Genomic DNA, 21507 nt, shown 5'->3' on the forward strand with positions numbered 1-21507 from the left:
ATGACAACATATGGTATTGGCACACAAACGCCAGATCAGGCGCTTGACTCTTTGTCTGATATGACAACAGATTTAACCCCTATTCAAAATGACGAATTTCATGCGCGTATCGCGAAAGCACAAGCGTATATGCAAGCAAACAATATTGATGCAATTTACTTAAATGCAGGCACTAACCTAGCCTACTTTACAGGGATGCGTTGGTACGCAAGTGAGCGTTTAGTTGGCGCTATTTTACCTGCTAAAGGTGATGTGCAATACATAGCACCGTTTTTTGAAATCGGCAGCTTAAACGATTTTATGGTGATTGATGGCCCAATTCGTGGCTGGCAAGAACACGAAAACCCTTATCAACTATGCGTAGATGTTCTTACAGAAATGGGCATTAGCAAAGATGGTACTCTTGGTATTGATGAAAGCGCACAGTTTTTTATCTACGACGGTATTAATAAAGCTAACGGCAATTACAACATTGTTAACGCACAGTGCGTAACAGCTTACTGCCGCATGCATAAATCAGCCAGCGAACTTGCCTTAATGCAACGTGCTATGGACATGACTTTAGAAGTACACAAAGCAACGGCAAGTATGCTTTATGAAGGCATCACCACCACTGAAGTTGAAGCCTTTATTAAAAAAGCGCACCAAAAAGTCGGCGCACCGGGTAACTATTTTTGTATTGTGTTATTTGGTGTTGCGTCGTCTTTCCCGCATGGCGTTAAAAACCCGCAAACCCTTAAAAAAGGTGATGTGGTACTGATTGATACTGGCTGTAAAGTACATGATTACCTCTCTGACATTACCCGTACCTATGTATTTGGTGAAGCAACTGAACGTCAACGTATGTTTTGGCAACACGAGAAAAATGCCCAGCTTGCTGCTTTTGCTGCCGCAAAAAACGGTGAGCCATGTGGCAAAGTGGATGATGCTGCAAGACAGTATCTTGCCGAAAATGGCATGGGACCAGAGTATCAAACACCAGGCTGCCCACATAGAACCGGCCATGGCATTGGTTTAGATATTCATGAATGGCCATACCTAGTTGGTGGTAACCCTACCCCACTCGCAACAGGTATGTGTTTTAGTAACGAACCCATGTTAGTAATACCGGATGAGTTTGGTATTCGCTTAGAAGATCACTTTTATATGACAGACGAAGGCCCGCGTTGGTTTACCGAACCTGCTCATAGCATTGATGATCCATTTGGGTTAGCTAAATAAAATTCAAATTAACTTTATAAGGTCAGTTTTCTGGCCTTTTTTGTATCTGAATTATTACAATCATTAACAGTGTGGACATTTTAGAGACAACCTATCAGCTTTTATCATGTTATGATTTCAAGAATTTAACCTAACATAATTACGGAGAATAAATGGGTTTACGCTTTAAAGTACCGCATACGCTTATCTTACTGCTAAGTATGATGGTCATTGCGCTTATTGCTACATGGTTAGTACCACAGGGCTTTTTCGCCACTACATTAAGTGAATCAGGCCGCGAAATGGTTGTTGCGGGCACCTATCAAACAGTTGCTGAGCGCCATTACCTAACCCCATGGGATTTATTACAAGCCATACCTCGCGCATTTGCTGCTGCTCAAGATGTTATTTTCTTTGTGTTAATTGTTGGCGGTGTATTAGCTGTTGCACGTGCCACAGGCACTGTTGATGCACTTATTGGTAGGCTTTTAGAGCGACACGGTAAAAAGCCGCAACGATTAATCTTTATGGTGGTGTTTTGCTTTGCCTTGGCATCAAGCAGTATTGGTACCGCCGGTGAATATATTCCTTTTGTTATTATTCTCGTCGCGCTTTGTAAAGCAATGCGCCTAGATGCCATGACTGCCGTAGGTATGATAGTCGCAGGTTATGGTATTGGTTATGGTGTATCAGCTTTTAACCCATTTACCGTATTAATCGCACAGCAAATTGCAGGTATTCCTGTTTACTCTGGCTTAGAGTTACGTTTAGCTATATTTATTCCATTTGTGCTCATTGGTTTTCATCATGTTTGGCAATACACCAAAAAGGTAGCGAACGATCCATCTAAATCAATGATGATTGGCGTGCCTTGCCCACTTGAAAATCAAACAGCAACAAGTTACCCAGCACTTGCTCTTCGCCATAAACTCATTTTAGGCAGCTTCATCATTACCCTTGCAATTGCAGTATGGGGCATTGCAACGAAGGGCTGGTATTTATACGAGCTAGGCGGTGTTTTTATTGCTTGGGGTGTGATTGTCGCCATTCTAGGCAAACTCTCTGCAGATGAAGCAGCGAACAAATTTATAGAGGGCGTGTCTGATCTTGTTACCACCGCAGTGTTAATTGGTGTTGCACGCGGTATCGCACTTATTTTAGAAGACGGCCAAATCTTGCATAGTATTGTACATGGCATGTCGTTACCACTTTCTTATGTATCAGCTGAAATATCTGCAATTGGCATGTTGGTTATTCAAACCCTGCTTAATACCTTTATTCCTTCTGGTTCTGGGCAGGCTTATGTCACTATGCCGCTGATGGCGCCACTAGGTGATTTAGTCGGTGTACCAAGACAAGTTGCTGTGCTTGCTTATCAATTTGGTGATGGCTTTTCAAATATGATCATTCCGACCAATGCTGTACTTATGGGCATTTTAGGTATGGCAGGTGTGCCTTACGGACATTGGTTTAGATTCTGTTTACCACTACTAATTAAACTAATGCTCGCAGCCTCGGTTGTATTAGTATTAGCTGTAATGTTTGGCTATGGCTTAGATGTGCAGCCCACACTAAATTAAGTTAGTCGAGAAAGCTAATTGGCTCCTCGATAAATTAATGATGCCCGCTAACACCTATGTGTTAGCGTGGCTCTGTGCATTACTTGTCACGAAATATTGCCAGATGAAAAGCTAATTATAAAAACTTCTGTACGAAAGCTTTTAACTCGTCTTTTTCAGCTTCACTAGCAAATGAATTTGCCGGAATGATCAATGCTGACAATTTATCGACAAAGATATACACGTTACCTTTATGTTCTTCAATTACCTCTACTGCTTCCCATTTATAGAAGCAATGTCCTAGACTATTTATTTCAGTTATTCCGTCAGCTTGAAACTCTAAGCTTTTCTTTCCAATCACTAAACCATTATCATTTGGAATTGATAGTCTTTTGAATTTATTAATGTTGTATAGAAAAACAATAAGTAATATCGAAAAAGGAATTGCTGTGATCAGCGCAGATTGCCAATGAAAATCATTAAAACGAATAGACTTTAATTGGAACACAGACATAAAAGTTACAGCCAATACAAACCAGATGATCATATTCTTAAGAAAACTAGAGCTTGCTTTACTTTTTGTATTACACAGCCTATTCACCGCAAATTTGGAATACTCTAAGTAATCTTGCTTTGTAATGGTTATGTTTTTAATCATGAATTGAAATGTCCTTATAATAAAGAGTCCATAAATACAAATTCCCTTGGCACAAAGCAGCTAATCAAGGTGAGAACACTTGACAGCCTAACCTTTAGACTGTGGATTAACATTACACGTTATGAGTTCTTTAAATAGTTTGTGATGTACGTAGTGAAGTTTCTTAAGCAGAAAGTAAGGGTTTTACAGATTTAGCTTCTTCTTGATAACGATTTCTCGTATCCCATAAATCTACAGAGTGCTGGATATTAAGCCAAAACTCTGGGGTATTCCCTAACGATGCAGCAAGTTTAATTGCAAGGGGCGCTGTTAAGCTACCGCCATTAATCAAATTACTAACTGTATTTCTATGTACACCCATTGCTTCAGCTAAAATTTTTGATGTAATGCCCATAGGCTCCAAAAACTCTAGCTTGAGCATTTCACCTACACTCACAGGACGACGCTTTGTTATACGCATAACTCTTACCTCAATACTTATGAGGGTCTAAATAGGTGTTTTCTGCTACACCATCAACCCACTTAAAAATCAATCGATACTGTTTGTTCACTCGTATTGATCACCAATCTTTCAAGTTACCTTCAAGATGTTCAAACCGGTTACCTGGTGGTACTCTTAAGTCAGCTTCAGCCTTTGCTGCATCTAATATTTCTAGCTTACGGTATAAAGCATTCTCTATAACCTTAGGGATTAATCGATGTCGTTTATCCTCTTCATAGAATGCTTCGAGCCACTCATCCTAAAAATTTACAGCCATATCCTTGCACTGCCCTTTTGTGCATCAATATACAAATAGTAGCGCACAGTCATAATGTGCACAACATATACGTTTAAAAAACACTCTGGGCACTTTTGTCGTGTATAAACTTATTCGTAGAAAAATATTTTTGAATATAAATGAGTTGGTACTGAATGATAGTTCCGTGCCTAAATCAGAAAATAAGCCATACCTTGATTATGCCCCAAAATAAGTTAGGTTAAATGCTCTAACTGCTGCTTTGAGCAATCAAAAAACGGTCCAAGCCCTACACATTGAATGATAAGTTAACGCATCTTTAATAATAGCTAGAAAATTTTGCTTAATGGGCTTACAACACCGTTTGCTCCTTGTTGTAAAACATGGGTGTAAATCTGTGTGGTTTTGACATCAGAATGGCCCAATTGTGCTTGAACGGTGCGAATATCGGCGCCACTTTGCAATAGGTGCGTTGCAAATGAATGGCGCAAGGTATGAGGCGTAATAACCTTTGTAATATTGGTTTGCTTTAATGCTTTTTTAACCGCTTTTCTAACACATGTAGGGTGGAAATGGTGGCGACGTATCTCGCCAGTTTCTGGGTCATCACTTAATTTGTAGGAAGGAAATAAGTATTGCCACGCTAGTGATTTATTAGCTGAGGGATATTTACGAGTTAAAGCGTTAGGCATCCACACACCTGCGTATCGCTCGTTTTGTAAATCTAATCTTAAATATTCTTCAACTTGCAAAATTTGATTTCTAAGTAATGGGATCAACTCCGTTGCAAGAGTAACTATACGATGCTTGTTGCCTTTTCCGTTCCAAATTTGAATGCATTTGTAATCAAAATCAATGTCCTTTACTCGCAATTGCACCGCTTCCATCACACGCAAACCACTTCCATGCATTAACCCCGTGATTAAGTAATATCGCTTGGAAAGATGACTCATCAATTGCTTTACTTCATCAGGCGTCATCACTACAGGCAGCTTGGGTTGTCGATTACTTCGTGCAAAATTCAAGTTTAAAGAAAGCTCATTTTTGACAATATGTTTATATAAAAAAGCGAGCGCATTTAAAGCTGCACTTTGTGTTCTAGGTGACATATTACGTTTTAATACAATATGGTCTAAAAACGCTTTGACTTCTGCATCTCCCATTGAGCTTGGGTGACGTTTGTTGTGAAAGTGAATAAATTTTGCGATCCAACCTAAATAAGCATTAATTGTTCTTAATGAATACTGACGAGTGAGCATAAGTCTGCAATGTAGTTTAAATAAGGAGAGCGAGTTTCATTTTCATTCCTTTGAAATGAAGCTGTATATATACAGTTTTAGCTCAGTCGCTCGTATAGTCAAGAAAACGACCCAATCGCTCGTTTTTATCCTGAGGTAAAAGCGAGAACTCCTAAATTTTAATAACACTGGTAATTAGTTAACAAGTTTGTTAGAAATAATCTAATAAGAAAAACGAGCTACGCTGTGGTAGAAAAACGCGCGATTAGCTCGCTATAAACATGTTAGCTGAACATAATGACTCCAGTATATTTTCATAACATAAGTGTAATAATAAGTGAGCGTAGAAAATTTCTTTTCTATACTTTCGTGTGTTCTTTTTGTGTTTTGGTTGGCAGTTCTTTATTAAGGCATTTCATTAGTATTGATCACACCTTGTTGAGGTTAATTTCTGCTATGTCTGGAGTAACGTTATTCTGGTGTGTTGCTTTATGTGGTCTGTGGTTATGGTATAGAAAAGATCCTATAGATGTTAAACCAACAAACTCAGCACTGAACTTTTTTCAATCTATTGGTCAAGTGTTTCATTGGTTATATTCAATTATATTTGGGCTTTGGTTTGTAGGGTTAATAATCATGACAATTTTTATACCTTTTAGTGTATTGTTCAGCTAACAAGGCCTTTATGAATGGGACGCAAAAAGCTTGGCTTCGCTCATTCTTCGCTATTTTAGCCAAGCATTTTCCGCCCCATAAGGCGGCGTTATATTTTCAGAGGTAGTCCGTTGGAAACTGAATTAAGCATTGAGGGAAGTGTTACTGAATCTAAATCAAGAAAAGAGCTCATTCCTCTATGGATTAAAATATTTGGGTGGCTTTTCTTGGTACTTGGCGTTGTTGCTCCAATTTTATATGTGGCTTCTGCCATTTTCGACTTTGAAGCAACATATGAAATGTTTGGGTTAAGTTACACTGGTAGCGCTTATGCAGCTATGCCTATGCTCATATCATTTATAATTTTAGTTAATGGTTTATGCGCATATGGGCTTTTATTTCAAAAAGATTGGGGGTTAATGTCTTGTTTGGTTATGGGTTACATCGGCTTGCTTATAACTCTAGTAAGTATGTTTATTTACCTGCCAGATTTAACTATCCGTTTAGAACCATTGCTACAAATACCGTATTTAGTAAAGTTGCATAAAATGAAACCTCAGTGGTAATGAAAATATAACAAAGCAATAATGAATGGGACGCAAAAAGCTTGGCTGCGCTCATTCTTCGCTTAGTATAGCCAAGCTTTTGTGCGCCCCATATTGCGGCGTTATGTGTAAATTATGACCATAGAAACATTCAACCATATTGAAGCTGGCTTATGGTTCAGTATTGGCTTAGGGATGCTAATTACTGCTGTCATTAGGCGCAGAGATAATCGTTGGCTAACGCTTTTTCTGGTAGCTACGGTTGCATTCACTCTATTTGGCGTATCAGACATAATCGAAGCTGAGACAGGAGCATGGTGGAAACCGTTGGAACTATTGGCTCTTAAAGCCACCTGTGTTTTAACTTTTATATGGTGCTATCTCAAAGGGAAAAAATTAAGTGCCCAAAACACATAATAAGCGCCATTTAAACGCCGCTGCGTGGCTCATTTCGCAACACGCTGATCGCGTTTGTGGCGGCCGTTACCACCGTCCGCTTCTGGCACAGAACCGCCCGTCGACTAAAACTCATTTTTGTCCATTGACGAGTTATAAACTGCCCCTAGATGAGTTAACGTAATTGCTTTAAAAGTCTGCTATGAGCAGAAATTGAAAATTTTCTTTTGATACATTTTTATATTCAGGAAAACGAGCAATTAGCTCATATTTATCGTCCGACACTTTACCAATATAAAAATATTTTGTTAACTAGCAAAAGGTTAGCTAATTTGATAAAAACATAGTAATAATAAAAAAGTGTAATAATGATAAAAATGTGTAGTTGATTGGTAGAAAAAAACCTATTAACACTATTAAATTGTTATGACCACAATTAACAAAGGAGTTAGTTAATGAAGAGGTTTGTACCTTACCTTGGCATTTTTCTGTTGGGTTGCTCTTCAACCCCACCAATTGATATCAATAACCAAGTCGTTCCGCCGCATGAAAAAATTCTAGGTAAAGGAATGGATGAGTATGCCAATATTTGGTGGCAGTGGACGAGAGCCATACCAAGTGAAGTTAGCCCTTTAAAAGATAGAACTGGCGAGCACTGTCATGTAAACCAAACCGGAGAGGTTTGGTTCCTTGCTGGCGGGTTTGGGAGCTCAAAAATCAAAAGGACTTGTACTATACCTCAAGGAAAACACCTGTTTTTTCCTATAATTAACATGGCATATTGGCCCCGTGCAGGCTATAAGCTTTCATGCGACAGCGCAAAGCAATCAGCCGCATTGAATAATGACAAACTAATTTCAATAAATGTTGAGGTTGATGGCGTCCAAATACCAAATACTGGAGAGTTCAGATTTAAATCTTCTGACTGTTTTGATTTAAATGGTCTAATTCCCAAAGAATACAACGCCCCTGTTGTTTACCCAGCTGCTGCGGATGGCTATTGGCTAATGTTGCGCCCTTTGGAGTTAGGAAGACACACGATTAAATTCAAAGCTCAATACAATAGGCCTAATGGTGCCTATGGTAAAATGGCGCAGGATATTGAATATAACTTGATCGTAAAGTAGCCACAGCAATCGAATCAAGTAGCCCCCTTCAAAGCGGGGCTTTATGCCGGCGTTACTAAAGGCTATCTTATATACAGAGTTGTACTTCGGCTCTAACTCATTTTTGCCCCAAAACGAGTTAAAGTAAATCCTTTTAAGGCTTACTTTTGAAAATAACAAGGTATTGAGTTTGGCCTAAAATAATAGTTAATTGATTTCCATCCTGTGTAGTATCCGCATATATTCAAGAAAATAACCTACGAGCGCATTTTCTTTTTCTGAATATCTTTAGTATCAATAAAAAATTAGAATTGGCAATGCATTACGTTATTTGTTAAAAATAGATTTATTAATACATGAGCTTAACATCAGTAAAAGATGCGCGACGCGCGCACTATAAAATTGTTATACATCTTGAATAGGCTGTTTCCACATATGAGAAAATTGCTCGTTATTTTGTCGTTCTTTTTTGCAACTGGCAGCTCTGCGGTGTGTTTATCAGACAAGCCGAGCGTCAAAAGTGAATATGAAAATAATGAAGCTGTATTCGTAGGCAAAGTAGTAGATGAGGCGTATTTGTCTGACGACCAAGGCTTTTACACCGCACTACTTTATTCAATAAAGGTACAACATACCTATAAGGGAAAGCAGTCAGATATTCTTGTTGCCTTTAATAATATGGATAGTGGTAGATTCCCTATGGACGTGGGAAAAGAATATCTAATTTTTACTGATGCCTCGTATAGCCCAATTATTATTAGTAGTTGTGGTAATTCAAAGGAAGTTTCAAATGCCGCAGAAGCAATCGCGGAAGTAAATAAGCTCGCTAGCCAAGATGTATAACAAACCAAGTCAGCGGGACACTAACACGTAGGCTCCCGTCACTTCGTTCCGTATTTTAGCCTACGTGTTATTGCCCCTGCTTGGGGCGTTACTGATTAAATACTCTAACTCATTTTTGTCCAAAAATGAGTTAAAACCACAGGCTTCAACTCACTAATAATAAATATTAAGGGCTAACGACATGCCTTATTAGTTTTAGGCAGGCTTTAAACTTTACGTTATGTATAGCAATTTGATTACATGCCACCAAAGCGCGTTTTCACTAAATGAGGCTCTAAGATTTCGCCGCTGAATGCTACTTTGTCAAACTGTGGCACCATTTGAGACATTACTTGGTCAAAAATTAATTTGGGCAGACAATAATTTAGCTCAAATCTAAACTGACAGTCACCCGCTTGAAAATGGATGACTGTCAGATCAAGTTTGTGCTAGTACACCTTTATACATTATTTAATCTTTAGTTCGATGACTCTTACCCAATCATCACTCGTTTCAACTAAATTTTCTAAAGTGAGGACGCCATCCTTTTGGTTAAATTTTACCCCCTCATTCGTTGCTAATAATTGAGCAGATTTGATTGGTGTATCTAATTCAATTTCTAATGTTTTTCCCTGCCAATTAAGAATATGCACAAAAATACTGTCTTTGTTTTGTGTAGTTACGCCCCAACTTTGTGGTTTTATTGGTCCACCACGTGTCTTATAAATACTTGTTCCATATTTTCTAAGCCATTTCCCCATCTCCGCAAACGTTTGTAAGTTTTCAGGCTGTAATTTTCCGTTAGGCATAGGGCCTGTATTTAGTAAGTAATTTGAATTTCGTCCTGCTGCACTTACTAATGTTTGTACAAGTTCTTTTGCACTTTTATAGTTGTCGTCAGTTAAACTAAAACCCCAGCTACCATTCATAGTTTGAGCCATTTCTAATGGGAGTTTCCCTAGTCGTTTTTGATTTGTTGGTAGCTGCTGCTCAAAACCTTGATAATCTTCCCCTGGCACGGTAAATCTGTGATGATTGTTCACGATCAACGTTGCTGGCTGTAATTGATGGATCATTTTATAAGTGCGCTGTAATTGCCATTTATCCCAATTCAAAGAATCCTCTTGGTCCCACCAACCATCAAACCATATCCCACCAATAGGTCCATATTGCGTCAATAGCTCAGTCAATTGTGCATCTTGAAACTGTAAATACTTTTCCCAATCACCACTTTTTGCGCGCTTAGTATAGTGCCCTGTTCGCCCCCAAGGATAATAATCAGGATGATGCCAATCTAGCTGTGAATAATAAAAGAATAATGCTAATCCATTTTTATGGGCCGCTTCTGCAAGGGCCTTGATTGGATCTTGCCCATAAGGTGTACTATCGACAATATCGTAATCAGACACTTTGCTATCATACATAGAAAAACCGTCATGATGCTTGGATGTAATTACTATATATTTTGCGCCAGCATCTTTAAATGCTCTTACCCACTCGTCAGCATCAAAACCAGTGGGATTGAAAAATTGTGCTAAACGCTGATATTTTTTCCCTGATATACGTAAATCTTCCATAATCCACTCTGCACCATATGGGCTTCCAACACCGCCAAGCTGGCTATAAAGCCCCCAATGAAGAAACACTCCAAATTTATTATCCTGAAAAGTTTCACGAGCAGATAAATTTTCTGGGGCTGGTGTATAGGGCTCCACTTTAGAAGGGTCTACGGCCACACTTTCACCAGCAACTGTTAGCTCTGACATCAGTAAAGCTGCGAGGGTTAATAATGATAAAATTTTGTACATTCTATACCTCTATATAAAATTAATTGTAACGTTTATATAACATATAAACATGTAGCCCAACATCTAGCAAGCATATATGAAATTAATTTTTACACTTAAAACTTGAGGTGGTTAGACATACTGTATCTATTAATCTTATTTCTTATTGGAATGAGTCCTTAGGAAGGATAATTCTTAACCGTTGTAAGGAGGAAATTTATCAACTTTGTTTTCATCACATATGAATCCATGACTCTATTTATAGAGCCACAAATCTTGAAATTATTGACGTTGCCTTTACGCTTAAATCCATAAAATCATTATGTATTACTTAAAATAAGTCTAAGAGGAGTTCTAAATAACAACTTAAGATAATATAAAAGATTAGCGAATGGAGATAGGGATAAGAAAATTTCTAAAATCAGCACATAAAAAGAAGAGCGACATTAAAAAAGATAAAAAATGAAGCGTATTTAGCGCTTCATTATGTTCGATATAAAACTTTGATTACATGCCAACCAAAGCGCGTTTTCACTAGATGTGGTTCTAAGATTTCACCGCTGAATGCTACTTTGTCAAACTGTGGCACCATTTGACCGCGTCTGAATTCACCTAAGTCGCCGCCTTTTTTACCTGACGGACAGGTTGAATGTTTTTTAGCTAGGGTCTGAAACTTAGCACCCTTTTTAAGTTGCTTAATGATGTCTTCAGCTTGTTCTTTATGCTTAACAAGAATGTGCAGTGCGTGTGCTGTATTTGCCATGGAAAATCTCGAAAATTAAAACGCGCGTATTTTATCACGGCAATCAACACTGAGCCACTGTGGCTATTTATGTTTACTTGTTGCCTGTAAAAATCCTTTCACCAAACAAAATTGCGCTAAATAATAACTACCCATGATTGCGATATCTGCATGCGCTATTTCTAAATAAAAACGATTAAGACCAAGAATAGAGTCTGATATAACAAATACGGCCCCACCTAACACTAAAAAGCCGTTAGATTTATCCGTCATCCAAGTAAAGCTTGCCATTATGGTGAGCACCAGCATATAGAAAAGTACCGGAATGAGCATCTCATTTAAGTTTGGATAAAATAAGCAAAAAACGATGATAGCTAAAAATAGATAAAGAAGTACAACGTCAAGTCGCCAGTTTTTAATTGGCAACATAGTAATGATATAAAAACCGTGGCTTACAAAAAATGCCGCTAAACCGCCTATAAAGAGTTGCCCTGTATCAAGGGCGAGCAACACATCACCTAGTGCTGAAAAACTAAGAGCTAATAATAAAGTAATAAACGTGCGATTTTGTAACTGACTTCGCGCTTTTATCACCATCACAATCAATAGGCCAATAGGTAGTGTTTTAAATAGCGCCATAAAAGGCTGAGGCAATGCGGGCTGTAATAGCAGTAAAGCAATGTAAAACGTACTTAGGGTTAGAAAGACAATGTTCATATTCTTATTATTGTTGTTTGTTCCCAATAACGAGAATAGCAAGCTTTACTTTAAATGTTTATAAAAAATGCTGCTTTTGTTTTTCAGTCAGTAACTTACACTGTGTTTGTTTACCAAAAAACCGATAACGATTACGACCAAGCCAATCATACATACGATCGCGAAAGCCTTTTGGCAGTAGCTTGAAAACGTAAGCCAAAGAGAAAGGAAAACCTAATTGTGTTGCGATAAATAACACAGCGTCACTTTGTTTATATAGCTGGATATTATCAATTACTAACATGGAGGAAAGAGGATCTTTAACTTTGTGAGCCTTTAATAAACGCTCACCTTTATCGCTTTGCATAGGGCATAACTTAAAGGTTATTTGCTTATCAAAGTGAATAATGAACCGCACACAAAAATGGCACAGGTTGCACTGACCATCAAACAGTATGACTGGACAGTGAGTTTGCAAGATTAACCGCTTACCTGCACAACTTGTTTTCCGGTAAAACCACCAGCAAGTTGTTTATTTAAAGCTGCTGAAACAGCCTCAGCGGTAAAGTCTACGGCATGAATTTGTGGCAGTTTTATCTCGCCACGGGCTGCATTATCGAGTAATAAGTTACCCATAAAGCTTAGCTTTTGCTGCGCACATAAGCTATTTGCAAGCCACGCTCCGCCTAACGATACAATGCCAATATTTGGTGCGCGTCTAAACATAAGTTCTTGCTCAAACTTAGGTAATTCATTTAAACAGGCAATACGGCCACAAAAGCGCATTAGCTCAACGTTACGAATAGTAGTATCGCCACCAATACAATCAAGCACTGCATCAAAGCCTTGCGGACCTAATTCACGGCGAATTTTATCTTCAAGTTTTGGGTCTTTGTAATCAAACACCACATCAGCACCTAATTGCTTAAGTAACTTATGATTGTGTTTGCTGGCAGTAGTAAACACAGTTGCACCACGTTGCTTAGCAAATTGAATAGCGAATTGGCCAACGCCGCCTGCACCTGCATCAATAAACAGTGAATCCCCTTCGCTTAGCTGCAACTTATCAAGAGCAATTAATGCTGTCATACCTGAACAAGGTAAGGTTGCAGCGTCTGCCGGTGAAACGTTATCTGGCACAACCGATACTGCATAGTTTGGTACCGTTGTGTATTCAGATAACACACCTTGGTCACCAAGACTGGCGTGCCATACAACACGCGCGCCAACACCAGGGAATACACCTTTATTTGCCTGAACAACCACCCCAACTGCATCATGGCCTAATACATGGGGGTAATGCCATTTACAAAAACCTTGTTTTGCAAAGTTGGCATCACCATGATTTAAGCCCACATATTCAACTTTTATCAAGAGCTCGTTGCCTTCAGGGCTCGGTACTGGCACAGAGAGCTCAGATAACGCAATCGCGTCATTTGGTTCAAGCAGTGCAAGCGCGCGCATTGTTGACGGAAGATCTGTAGTTTGTTGAATATGTGACATTGAATACTCTGGGTTAAAGGTTGTTTAGTTCAAAGCTCCAACGACCATTAAACGCTTGATAAGCACTTACTTTGGCCTGTAACGAAGCAATTGTTGAATCAACAGCGTTCTCTTGCGCTATTAAAACATCCTGTCTCGCATCTAACAACTCTAAGTAAGGAATTTGTCCTTCTTGATACATTGCTTGAGCTTGACCAAATGCTTTATTCGCATAATTAAAACGCTGATCAGCATAACTTAACTGTTGCTGCTGTTTGACTAGTCTTTGTAAAGTAAGTTCACTATCGCTAATGGCTTTTAATACTTTACTTTGATAGTCACTGTAAGCGGCTTCACTTAAAAACTGCTGTGCATCACGCTGAGCTAATAATGCAGGATAGCTGAGCAATGACCATTCAACTTTTGGCGTTACTTGCCATTGTTGCACGGTATCTTCTAAGCCATTACTGGTTAAGCTCACCACACCTGCAAACCCTGCCAAACTAATATCTGGCAGAAGTGCTTTTGAGGCGGCAACACTTAGCGAATAAGCCTGACTAAACTGATACAAAGCACTGGTAATATCTGGTCTCAGTGCCATTGCTTCACTTGCTTTGTTGAACGACACGCTAAATTCGTGACTGAGTAACTCAGGCTCTTCGACCAATGTTATATCGCTTGCAAGTCGACCGGTTAGTACTGCAAGAGTTGCTAAGTCGCGATATTGCAAGTAACTAAGCTCAGGAATAAGCGCTTGTTGCTGCTTTAACTGCGCAAGGGTACGGTTAAGGTCAAGCTCATTCGCAACCCCCTCTTCTACTCGCGCTTTGAGCACATCAATACTTTGCTCGAGTGCCTCGATTTGCATCTCAATGATAGCTTGCTTTTGCACATTACCTTGATAGCTTACATAGCCTTGCACCACGGCTGAGACTACTTCAACCTGTAATGCTCTTACTTGCTCTGCTTGGTTTAATGCACCCGCATTAGCAGCATCGACTAGCGCTGTAATGCGGCCAAACAAATCAAGCTGCCAATTTACGTTCACACCAGCGTTTGATTGGCGTGTAATAACACCATCTAAGCTGCTGCGCTCTGCGCCTACGCTTAGGCTGCCCTGCGGATAATAATCCGCGCGGGCTGCACCTAAACGGGCAATGGCTGCATCAAGTTGAAGTTGGCTGGTTTTTAGGTCGTGATTCATTGCTAATGCATCAGTCACTAAGTTGTTTAACTGCGGCGAATCTAAACGGCGCCACCAGTTATTTTCGCTCGCACCTTCGTTTTGTTCACCAATTTGTGTATCGCTTACAAATTGTGTCAAGCTCACTTGCTGCTCTTGCATATCGACGCTTTGTGCGCAGCCAGCCAGTGCTCCGGCTAACAGCATTGCACTAACTAGTTTGCCGTGTTTAAAGATTGCATGAAGAGGCTTATGCATCGTGTTGCTCCTTCTGCGATTTTTTAGTTACTAACATATAAAATACCGGGGTGAACAATAAGCCGAACACGGTTACACCAATCATGCCTGAAAACACTGCGTTACCCATGGCATGACGCATCTCTGCACCTGCGCCTGTGGCAAGTACAAGGGGTACAACACCGGCTGTAAAGGCAATTGACGTCATTAAAATTGGGCGAAGTCGTAAGCGACACGCTTTAATAATGGCTTCAAGGTGAGACAGCCCCGTTTTATGCTGATCTCGTGCAAATTCAACCATCAAGATGGCGTTTTTACTTGCCAGTGCAACCAGTACGATTAATGCGATTTGCGTGAAGATGTTGTTGTCATCACCAACAAGCCACACACCTAACAAGGCCGAGAATATAGTCATAGGCACAATCAGAATAATAGCCAGTGGTAATCTTAAGCTCTCGTATTGCGCAGCAAGTACCATGAACACAAGCAATACAACCAGAGGGAAAACATACACCATGGTATTACCCGCTAATATTTGCTGATACGTTACTTCTGTCCACTCAAACTCAATACCATTTGGTAATGTCTCAGCTAGGATTGCTTCAATCGCATGTTGTGCTTGGTCTGAGCTATAACCTGGTGCTGGGCTACCATTGAGTTCAGCTGTAGGGTAACCGTTATAGTGCATCACACGATCTGGGCCTGTTGTTGGTGTTACCGTTAACACTGAGCCTAATGGCACCATATCACCCATACTGTTACGTACTTTAAGATTTAAAATTTGCTCTGGATCTTGACGGTAATCGGCATCTGCTTGCGCATTGACCTGATAAGTACGACCAAACAAATTAAAGTCATTCACGTAAACAGAGCCTAAGTACACTTGTAAGGCATTAAATACTTCATCAAGTGGAATACCTTGAATAAGCGCTTGCTCACGGTCAATGTCGATATCCATTTGTGGCACTTGAATTCTAAAGGTTGAGTATAGGCCCATTAACGCAGGGTCTTGCTGTGCTTTAGCAATAGTTGCTTGCAAGCTATTAAAGAGTGCCTCAAAGCCTTTGTTTGCACGGTCTTCAATTTGTAATTTAAAGCCACCTGTTGTCCCTAAACCTTGAATTGGCGGTGGCGGGAATACCGCAACAAACGCTTCATCAATTGTCGCAAACCTTTGATTTAACTGAGCCGCGATTGCCATTGCTGACATACTCGGATCTTGGCGATCTTCAAAAGGGGCAAGTGGAGTAAACATAATGCCGCTATTAGGACTATTTGTGAAACCATTCACCGATAAACCAGGAAACGATACTGTGTTTGCAACACCCGGTACTTGTAATGCAATTTTTTCCATTTCTTGCACGACTTCTTGAGTTCTGTCTAAGCTTGCCGCATCTGGTAGCTGTGCTACTGCAACTAAATATTGCTTATCTTGCTGTGGAATAAAGCCACCTGGTACAGTATCAAACAATTTAACTGTGCCACCGACAAGTGCAACATACGCAACTAATACAATCACACTCATACGAATTAGTTTTTGAACCAGCTTTTCGTAACCATTGGCGCCTTTATCAAATAAGCGGTTAAAAGGTTTAAATAGCCAATTACCGAATATGCGATTTAATAACTTAGTTAAACGGTCAGGTTTTGCATCATGACCTTTTAGTAACAACGCCGATAACGCAGGCGATAGTGTTAACGAGTTAAACGCTGAGATAACCGTTGAAATAGTAATGGTTAATGCAAATTGCTTATAAAATTGACCAGATAAACCTGTAATGAAAGCAGTAGGAATAAATACCGCACATAGGACAAGTGCAATGGCGATAATTGGCCCAGTTACTTCTGTCATCGCGACACGGGTTGCTTCAAGCGGTGATAAGCCTTGCTCGATATTACGCTCAACGTTTTCAACTACAACAATGGCATCATCAACAACAATACCAATGGCAAGTACCAAGCCGAATAACGATAAGGTATTAATCGATACACCCAGCCATTGCATAACTGCAAACGTACCAATCAAAGAAACGGGTACCGCAATAAGAGGAATTACCGATGCACGCCATGTTTGTAAGAACACAACGACAACAATAACCACTAACGCGATTGCCTCTAGTAGCGTTTTAATAACAGCATCAATTGAACCGCGTACGAATACAGTTGGGTCATAAACAATGTCGTATTCAACACCTGCCGGAAAGTCTTTTGATAATACTTTCATGGTTTCACGCACTTGATCAGAAAGCTCTATCGCATTTGAACCCGGGCGTTGGAATACCGGCATTGCAAGGGCTGGTTGACCATCTAACATCGCTCTTAGTGCATAAGTGTCTTGGCCCAATTCAAGGCGTGCTACATCACTTAGGCGCGTAAGCTGGCCTTGCTCACCTACTTTAATGATCACATTTTCAAATTCTTCTTGTGAGCTTAAACGCCCTTTAACATTCATAAGAATTTGAAATTGATTACTTTTCGACGTAGGTTGCGCGCCTAAACTACCCGCAGCAACTTGTTGGTTTTGCGCACGTAATGCATTTACGACGTCCATCGCTGTTAAGTCACGTGCTGAGAGTGCATCAGGATTAAGCCAAACACGCATTGAGTACTGACCACCACCAAACATACGAACATCACCCACACCTGGAAGACGTGCAATTTGGTCTTTGATATACAAATCAGCATAGTTCGCTAAGTAAGTTGTATCATGCGTTTTTTCAGGCGAATATAAATGCACCACCATGGTTAAATCTGGTGATGACTTTTCGGCTACAACACCTAAACGCTGAACTTCTTGTGGTAAGCGTGGTAGCGCACTGTTTACACGGTTTTGCACTTGGACTTGTGCACGGTCTAAATCAGTGCCTAAGGCAAAGGTTACCGTCAATGTCATGCGGCCATCACTGGTTGCTTGCGAAAACATATACAACATGTTTTCTGTACCATTGATTTCTTGCTCAAGTGGCGTCGCTACCGTTTCAGCAATCACCGTTGGGTTTGCACCCGGATAACTTGCCGTCACAACAACGGTTGGCGGCACTACCTCTGGGTACTCACTCACTGGCAATTGAAATAACGAGATTGCCCCTGCGATGAGAAAAATAAGCGACAGCATCGCTGCAAAGATGGGTCGCTGGATAAAAAAGTGTGAAAATTTCATTTTGACCTACTGTTTAGCAACCAAATCTGAGTGATTATTTGAAAGAGTGAATGCAATTCCGTCGCTATTGATAGTGACTGTGTTTGGTGAAATTGGCATACCAGGGCCAACACGCGCAGGGCCATTCACAGCAATCACATCATTTTCATTTAGACCTGATGTAATTGCTCGTAAGCTGCCGTAACGCTCACCAACCGTCACTAATTTATATTCAAGAACATTGCCTTCACCTACGGTAAGTACAAAGCGATTCTTTAAATCAGTACCAATTGCACGTTCAGGCACGATGACTTTTTCGCTCACTTTATTGGCAGCAAGTTTGATACGAGCAAATGAACCTGCGCGCAGTTGTTGTTCATCGTTTTCGAACACGGCACGTACACGAAGAGTGCCGGTAGTTTCGTTGATTTGGTTATCAATGAAGTTAATTTTGCCATTAAAGTTAAAGCTGGTTTGACCCACTTTTTGCATCACAACCGCTTGTTCACTTTGCGCTGTCACATCAGCAAATGACTGATTCCACGTACGCTCATCAATATCAAAATAAGCATACATTTGCTGGTTTGAAACAATGCTGGTTAATACGCTTTGACCAGCAAGCACATTGTTACCTTTGGTAATATTTGCACGCGATACGATGCCATCAATTGGCGAACGAACTTGCGTAAATGCTAAATCAAGCTCAGCGGCAGTTAACTCAGCCTGGAGTGCTAGTAATTGCGCTTCGCGCTGTCTTAGTGTTGATTTACGAGACTCAGCTTGCTCCGTCGAAATCGCTTTACGCTCAGTTAAGCGCTCTGCACGTTTTGCTTCACTTTTAGCTTGCTCAAGTGCCGCCTTGGCACTTTCGATTTGCGCTTTTAAACTATCAACCACGGCAGCAAAAGGACGTGCATCAAGGGTGAAAAGCAAATCGCCTTCTTTAACGCTATCACCTTCTTTAAAGTTAATTTTATCGATAACACCCGAAACACGCGGCATAAGCGCAACTTCTTGTGGCGCTTCTAAACGCGTTGTATAGGTGTGCCAATTTTGTACCGGTTTAACAAGTACTTGTGCTACATCGATAGGTTGTAATTGCTGTTGCTGCGCTGCTTGGTTGGCTTCTGTGCCACACCCTGCAAGCGTTAAGCTCGCAATGGTCACTGCCACTGCAAGAATAGATTTGTTCATCACGACTCTCCTGTTAATAGATTGGAGACAATGTTACGCAACTAATTAGCGGATAAAAATGATAGATTTTTAAATTCATTAATGCCAGAATGGCACCAATAAAGTTTGAGGAACTGCTATGGATACCACCAGCCGCTTATTAATGTTGCTTGAAGTGATTGAACGAGGCTCATTTGCTAAAGCTGCTGAGTCTAGAAATATAGACCGCTCAGTCATTTCAAAACAAATTAGCCGTCTTGAAGATGAATTAGGAGTGCGTTTACTTAATCGTACTACGCGATCTTTTTCATTGACTGCCGCTGGCGCTGAAATGGTAAAAAAGGCAGCCGAACTCAGAGATTTGCTATCAGATACCGTCAGACTTGCAGAGAATTACCACCAAGAACCCCGTGGTACGTTAAAAATTACCTCATCAAGTATTATCGGTAAGCGTTATATTCAACCTGTAATTAATGACTTTCAAAAACGTTTTCCACAAGTTGAAGTCGAGCTTCGTTTAGACGACAGGCTGATTGACTTAGTATCAGAGGGCTATGATTTGGCTTTCCGTGTTGGCGAGCCAAAAGACTCGTCATTCATTGCCCGTAAAATCGCCCGCAACCGTATGTTGCTGCTGGCCTCACCTGAGTTTATTGAAACATACGGTATGCCAAAGCATGTTGAGGATTTAAAAGAACTACCCGCTGCTAGCTATTCAAGCCCGAGTAAACGCATTAGCGGTATTCGTTATCGCAATGCCGATGGCGATATTATTGAACAAAATATAAAGAGTGTCTTTCGTGCTAATGATGCTGAAGTACTTTTAATGAAGGCTATTTCAGGCAATGCTTATGTTCTTGCGCCCGCATTTATTCTTGATGACGAAGTTAAACGTGGCGATCTCGTGCCAATTTTAACCGATATGGAATTACTCGATTACAGTGCGGTGTATGCAGTTTACCCACACAGAGACTTACCTGTAAGAACACGTTTATTCTTTGATGCTATGCGTGAATACATAGGCAAAGATATTCCAGTATGGGAAGCAAACATTCCTGACTTTGAGACTATGTATAAAGGCTAACTTGCGAAGCTTGAATAGCACTAACTCGCTTTATTTTGTTGGCTTAACTCATAAGCTGTTATCACTCTATTTCGGCCTTGCTGTTTAGCTTGGTATAGCGCATCGTCAGCACGCTTAATAAAGTTTTTAAGGGTTTGATTTGGCATGTAGCAAGCAACACCAATACTAATGGTCAGATTGATTGCTTCCTCATCAATGTTGTGGATAGTCGTTGATAACTGCTCGCGCAGCATATCTGCAAATTCATATGCACTCTGCGGGTCGCTATCAGGTAAGAAAATAGCAAACTCCTCACCACCAATACGAAAAACATAGCCTCTGTTAATACGCTGTCTAAAGAAACTGGTTACTTCAATTAAAATGCGGTCTCCCACTTCATGGCCATACTGATCATTAATTTTCTTAAAATAATCAAGGTCGAGCATTAAAATAAACAAGCCATTTTTGTTTTTAAGTTCTACTTCAAAATAATGGGTCATCGCCAAGCGATTACCTGCACCAGTCAATGGGTCGAGTAACGCTAAGTTTTCTAGCCGCTTACCATATTGTGCGCGGCTATTTTCAAAGGTATGAGACACCGCCCAAATACTAATGTACGTGAATGAAAAATTAAGTAAAAAATTAATGCTGTTAAGAGGTTCTAGACTTGATTTGGTTAAGAGAATACTCCCTTGCAGTAAAGCCACTATAAGCGACAAAACTTTGCCGTATTGCTTACCCAATAATAGATAAAATAAGACCGGTAGTGAGCAAGTCCAAATAAATAACAAACTTTTAATGTCGCTGAGATAAGTCCCTAGCGTGATAAGTAGCGATAAGAAAACGCATAATGTGAGTGACTGCCAAAGATGACCATTGCGTTTTCGGGTATAAAAAAAGATATAAAAACAAAACGATGCAAAAACGACTTCTAATGCCCCAAGTACAAAAAAGTCGTTAATAAAAAGATTAAAACCGGCGAATATTCCTGCAAGTACACCAAGACAAAAGCCCATCCATTTAAGAACGTTATTTCGTAATGCTTGAGTGCCTCTTAGCGCCCCAATATCCATCAGGTTTTTCGTTATTG

General features: G+C 40.1%; 18 protein-coding genes and 3 pseudogenes. 7 read left to right on the forward strand and 14 right to left on the reverse strand.

What is annotated here, in order from left to right:
* Both KQP93_RS20105 and KQP93_RS20110 read left to right on the forward strand, forming a co-directional pair.
* Nucleotides 1-1221, forward strand: a complete 1221-nt coding sequence (locus KQP93_RS20105; protein ID WP_217876922.1) for a M24 family metallopeptidase — start codon at nucleotides 1-3, stop codon at nucleotides 1219-1221.
* 152 nt (nucleotides 1222-1373) lie between these two features.
* Entirely contained in the window at nucleotides 1374-2780 is a 1407-nt protein-coding gene (locus tag KQP93_RS20110; protein ID WP_217876923.1) for a YfcC family protein, read from the forward strand.
* A 115-nt stretch (nucleotides 2781-2895) separates the two neighbouring features.
* On the opposite strand, the gene KQP93_RS20115 is transcribed toward KQP93_RS20110, so the two are convergent.
* The 4 genes and pseudogenes from KQP93_RS20115 to KQP93_RS20130 all read right to left on the reverse strand — a co-directional run bounded on the left by KQP93_RS20115 (nucleotide 2896) and on the right by KQP93_RS20130 (nucleotide 5484).
* Nucleotides 2896-3417 carry a YcxB family protein gene (locus KQP93_RS20115; RefSeq protein ID WP_217876924.1) on the reverse strand — a complete coding sequence of 174 codons (522 nt, stop codon included), beginning with the start codon at nucleotides 3415-3417 and terminating at the stop codon, nucleotides 2896-2898.
* Nucleotides 3418-3580: 163 nt separating this feature from the next.
* Entirely contained in the window at nucleotides 3581-3877 is a 297-nt protein-coding gene (locus KQP93_RS20120; RefSeq protein ID WP_217876925.1) for a HigA family addiction module antitoxin, read from the reverse strand.
* Between the two features lie 10 nt (nucleotides 3878-3887).
* Nucleotides 3888-4109: pseudogene (locus KQP93_RS20125) on the reverse strand (type II toxin-antitoxin system RelE/ParE family toxin).
* A gap of 374 nt (nucleotides 4110-4483) precedes the next feature.
* Nucleotides 4484-5484, reverse strand: a pseudogene (locus tag KQP93_RS20130) (integron integrase).
* Between the two features lie 693 nt (nucleotides 5485-6177).
* On the opposite strand from KQP93_RS20130, the gene KQP93_RS20135 reads away from it, so the two are divergent.
* The 4 genes from KQP93_RS20135 to KQP93_RS20150 all read left to right on the forward strand — a co-directional run bounded on the left by KQP93_RS20135 (nucleotide 6178) and on the right by KQP93_RS20150 (nucleotide 8936).
* Entirely contained in the window at nucleotides 6178-6612 is a 435-nt protein-coding gene (locus KQP93_RS20135) for a hypothetical protein (protein WP_217876927.1), read from the forward strand.
* Between the two features lie 114 nt (nucleotides 6613-6726).
* Nucleotides 6727-7008 (forward strand): hypothetical protein, encoded by a 282-nt coding sequence (locus KQP93_RS20140; protein WP_217876928.1) that lies wholly within the window; start codon nucleotides 6727-6729, stop codon nucleotides 7006-7008.
* A gap of 434 nt (nucleotides 7009-7442) precedes the next feature.
* Nucleotides 7443-8114 carry a hypothetical protein gene (locus KQP93_RS20145; protein ID WP_217876929.1) on the forward strand — a complete coding sequence of 224 codons (672 nt, stop codon included), beginning with the start codon at nucleotides 7443-7445 and terminating at the stop codon, nucleotides 8112-8114.
* Nucleotides 8115-8528: 414 nt separating this feature from the next.
* Nucleotides 8529-8936: a hypothetical protein gene (locus tag KQP93_RS20150; RefSeq protein WP_217876930.1), complete on the forward strand. Its 408-nt coding sequence runs from the start codon at nucleotides 8529-8531 to the stop codon at nucleotides 8934-8936.
* A 213-nt stretch (nucleotides 8937-9149) separates the two neighbouring features.
* Here the strand turns inward: KQP93_RS20150 and KQP93_RS20155 are convergent.
* From KQP93_RS20155 to KQP93_RS20195, 9 genes and pseudogenes are all read right to left on the reverse strand, one after another.
* Nucleotides 9150-9259: pseudogene (locus tag KQP93_RS20155) on the reverse strand (peptidylprolyl isomerase); the annotation flags it as partial.
* 123 nt (nucleotides 9260-9382) lie between these two features.
* The gene (locus tag KQP93_RS20160) at nucleotides 9383-10723 is read right to left on the reverse strand and encodes an alpha-L-fucosidase (protein WP_217876931.1); all 1341 of its coding nucleotides are present in this window, start codon (nucleotides 10721-10723) and stop codon (nucleotides 9383-9385) included.
* Between the two features lie 463 nt (nucleotides 10724-11186).
* Nucleotides 11187-11465, reverse strand: coding sequence for a peptidylprolyl isomerase PpiC (gene ppiC, locus KQP93_RS20165; protein WP_055021968.1), 279 nt, complete (start codon nucleotides 11463-11465; stop codon nucleotides 11187-11189).
* 63 nt (nucleotides 11466-11528) lie between these two features.
* The gene (locus KQP93_RS20170) at nucleotides 11529-12161 is read right to left on the reverse strand and encodes a lysoplasmalogenase (protein ID WP_217876932.1); all 633 of its coding nucleotides are present in this window, start codon (nucleotides 12159-12161) and stop codon (nucleotides 11529-11531) included.
* Between the two features lie 58 nt (nucleotides 12162-12219).
* Nucleotides 12220-12558, reverse strand: a complete 339-nt coding sequence (locus tag KQP93_RS20175; RefSeq protein ID WP_217876933.1) for a thiol-disulfide oxidoreductase DCC family protein — start codon at nucleotides 12556-12558, stop codon at nucleotides 12220-12222.
* Nucleotides 12559-12620: 62 nt separating this feature from the next.
* On the reverse strand, nucleotides 12621-13643 hold the full coding sequence (locus KQP93_RS20180; RefSeq protein ID WP_058584276.1) for a zinc-binding dehydrogenase: 1023 nt from the start codon (nucleotides 13641-13643) through the stop codon (nucleotides 12621-12623).
* A gap of 13 nt (nucleotides 13644-13656) precedes the next feature.
* Entirely contained in the window at nucleotides 13657-15063 is a 1407-nt protein-coding gene (locus KQP93_RS20185) for a TolC family protein (protein WP_217876934.1), read from the reverse strand.
* The gene (locus tag KQP93_RS20190; protein WP_217876935.1) at nucleotides 15056-18202 is read right to left on the reverse strand and encodes an efflux RND transporter permease subunit; all 3147 of its coding nucleotides are present in this window, start codon (nucleotides 18200-18202) and stop codon (nucleotides 15056-15058) included. Before KQP93_RS20190 ends, KQP93_RS20185 begins: the two co-directional genes overlap by 8 nt.
* A 6-nt stretch (nucleotides 18203-18208) precedes the next feature.
* Nucleotides 18209-19375, reverse strand: coding sequence for an efflux RND transporter periplasmic adaptor subunit (locus KQP93_RS20195; RefSeq protein WP_217876936.1), 1167 nt, complete (start codon nucleotides 19373-19375; stop codon nucleotides 18209-18211).
* A 118-nt stretch (nucleotides 19376-19493) separates the two neighbouring features.
* Between KQP93_RS20195 and KQP93_RS20200 the strand changes: the two genes are divergently transcribed.
* Nucleotides 19494-20438, forward strand: coding sequence for a LysR family transcriptional regulator (locus KQP93_RS20200; RefSeq protein ID WP_217876937.1), 945 nt, complete (start codon nucleotides 19494-19496; stop codon nucleotides 20436-20438).
* Nucleotides 20439-20458: 20 nt separating this feature from the next.
* Here the strand turns inward: KQP93_RS20200 and KQP93_RS20205 are convergent, their stop codons facing one another.
* Nucleotides 20459-21490, reverse strand: coding sequence for a GGDEF domain-containing protein (locus tag KQP93_RS20205; protein WP_217876938.1), 1032 nt, complete (start codon nucleotides 21488-21490; stop codon nucleotides 20459-20461).
* Nucleotides 21491-21507: the final 17 nt, after the last annotated feature.

This window comes from Pseudoalteromonas shioyasakiensis (assembly GCF_019134595.1).
Lineage (GTDB): Bacteria > Pseudomonadota > Gammaproteobacteria > Enterobacterales > Alteromonadaceae > Pseudoalteromonas > Pseudoalteromonas shioyasakiensis_A.

Bases quoted from the DNA above. Each gene is read 5' to 3' on its own strand.
- KQP93_RS20105 (WP_217876922.1), top strand. From the start codon at position 1: ATGACAACATATGGTATTGGCACACAAACGCCAGATCAGGCGCTTGAC.
- KQP93_RS20110 (WP_217876923.1), top strand. From the start codon at position 1,374: ATGGGTTTACGCTTTAAAGTACCGCATACGCTTATCTTACTGCTAAGT.
- KQP93_RS20115 (WP_217876924.1), bottom strand. From the start codon at position 3,417: ATGATTAAAAACATAACCATTACAAAGCAAGATTACTTAGAGTATTCC.
- KQP93_RS20120 (WP_217876925.1), bottom strand. From the start codon at position 3,877: ATGCGTATAACAAAGCGTCGTCCTGTGAGTGTAGGTGAAATGCTCAAG.
- KQP93_RS20140 (WP_217876928.1), top strand. From the start codon at position 6,727: ATGACCATAGAAACATTCAACCATATTGAAGCTGGCTTATGGTTCAGT.
- KQP93_RS20145 (WP_217876929.1), top strand. From the start codon at position 7,443: ATGAAGAGGTTTGTACCTTACCTTGGCATTTTTCTGTTGGGTTGCTCT.
- KQP93_RS20150 (WP_217876930.1), top strand. From the start codon at position 8,529: ATGAGAAAATTGCTCGTTATTTTGTCGTTCTTTTTTGCAACTGGCAGC.
- KQP93_RS20160 (WP_217876931.1), bottom strand. From the start codon at position 10,723: ATGTACAAAATTTTATCATTATTAACCCTCGCAGCTTTACTGATGTCA.
- ppiC (WP_055021968.1), bottom strand. From the start codon at position 11,465: ATGGCAAATACAGCACACGCACTGCACATTCTTGTTAAGCATAAAGAA.
- KQP93_RS20170 (WP_217876932.1), bottom strand. From the start codon at position 12,161: ATGAACATTGTCTTTCTAACCCTAAGTACGTTTTACATTGCTTTACTG.
- KQP93_RS20180 (WP_058584276.1), bottom strand. From the start codon at position 13,643: ATGTCACATATTCAACAAACTACAGATCTTCCGTCAACAATGCGCGCG.
- KQP93_RS20185 (WP_217876934.1), bottom strand. From the start codon at position 15,063: ATGCATAAGCCTCTTCATGCAATCTTTAAACACGGCAAACTAGTTAGT.
- KQP93_RS20190 (WP_217876935.1), bottom strand. From the start codon at position 18,202: ATGAAATTTTCACACTTTTTTATCCAGCGACCCATCTTTGCAGCGATG.
- KQP93_RS20195 (WP_217876936.1), bottom strand. From the start codon at position 19,375: ATGAACAAATCTATTCTTGCAGTGGCAGTGACCATTGCGAGCTTAACG.
- KQP93_RS20200 (WP_217876937.1), top strand. From the start codon at position 19,494: ATGGATACCACCAGCCGCTTATTAATGTTGCTTGAAGTGATTGAACGA.
- KQP93_RS20205 (WP_217876938.1), bottom strand. From the start codon at position 21,490: ATGGATATTGGGGCGCTAAGAGGCACTCAAGCATTACGAAATAACGTT.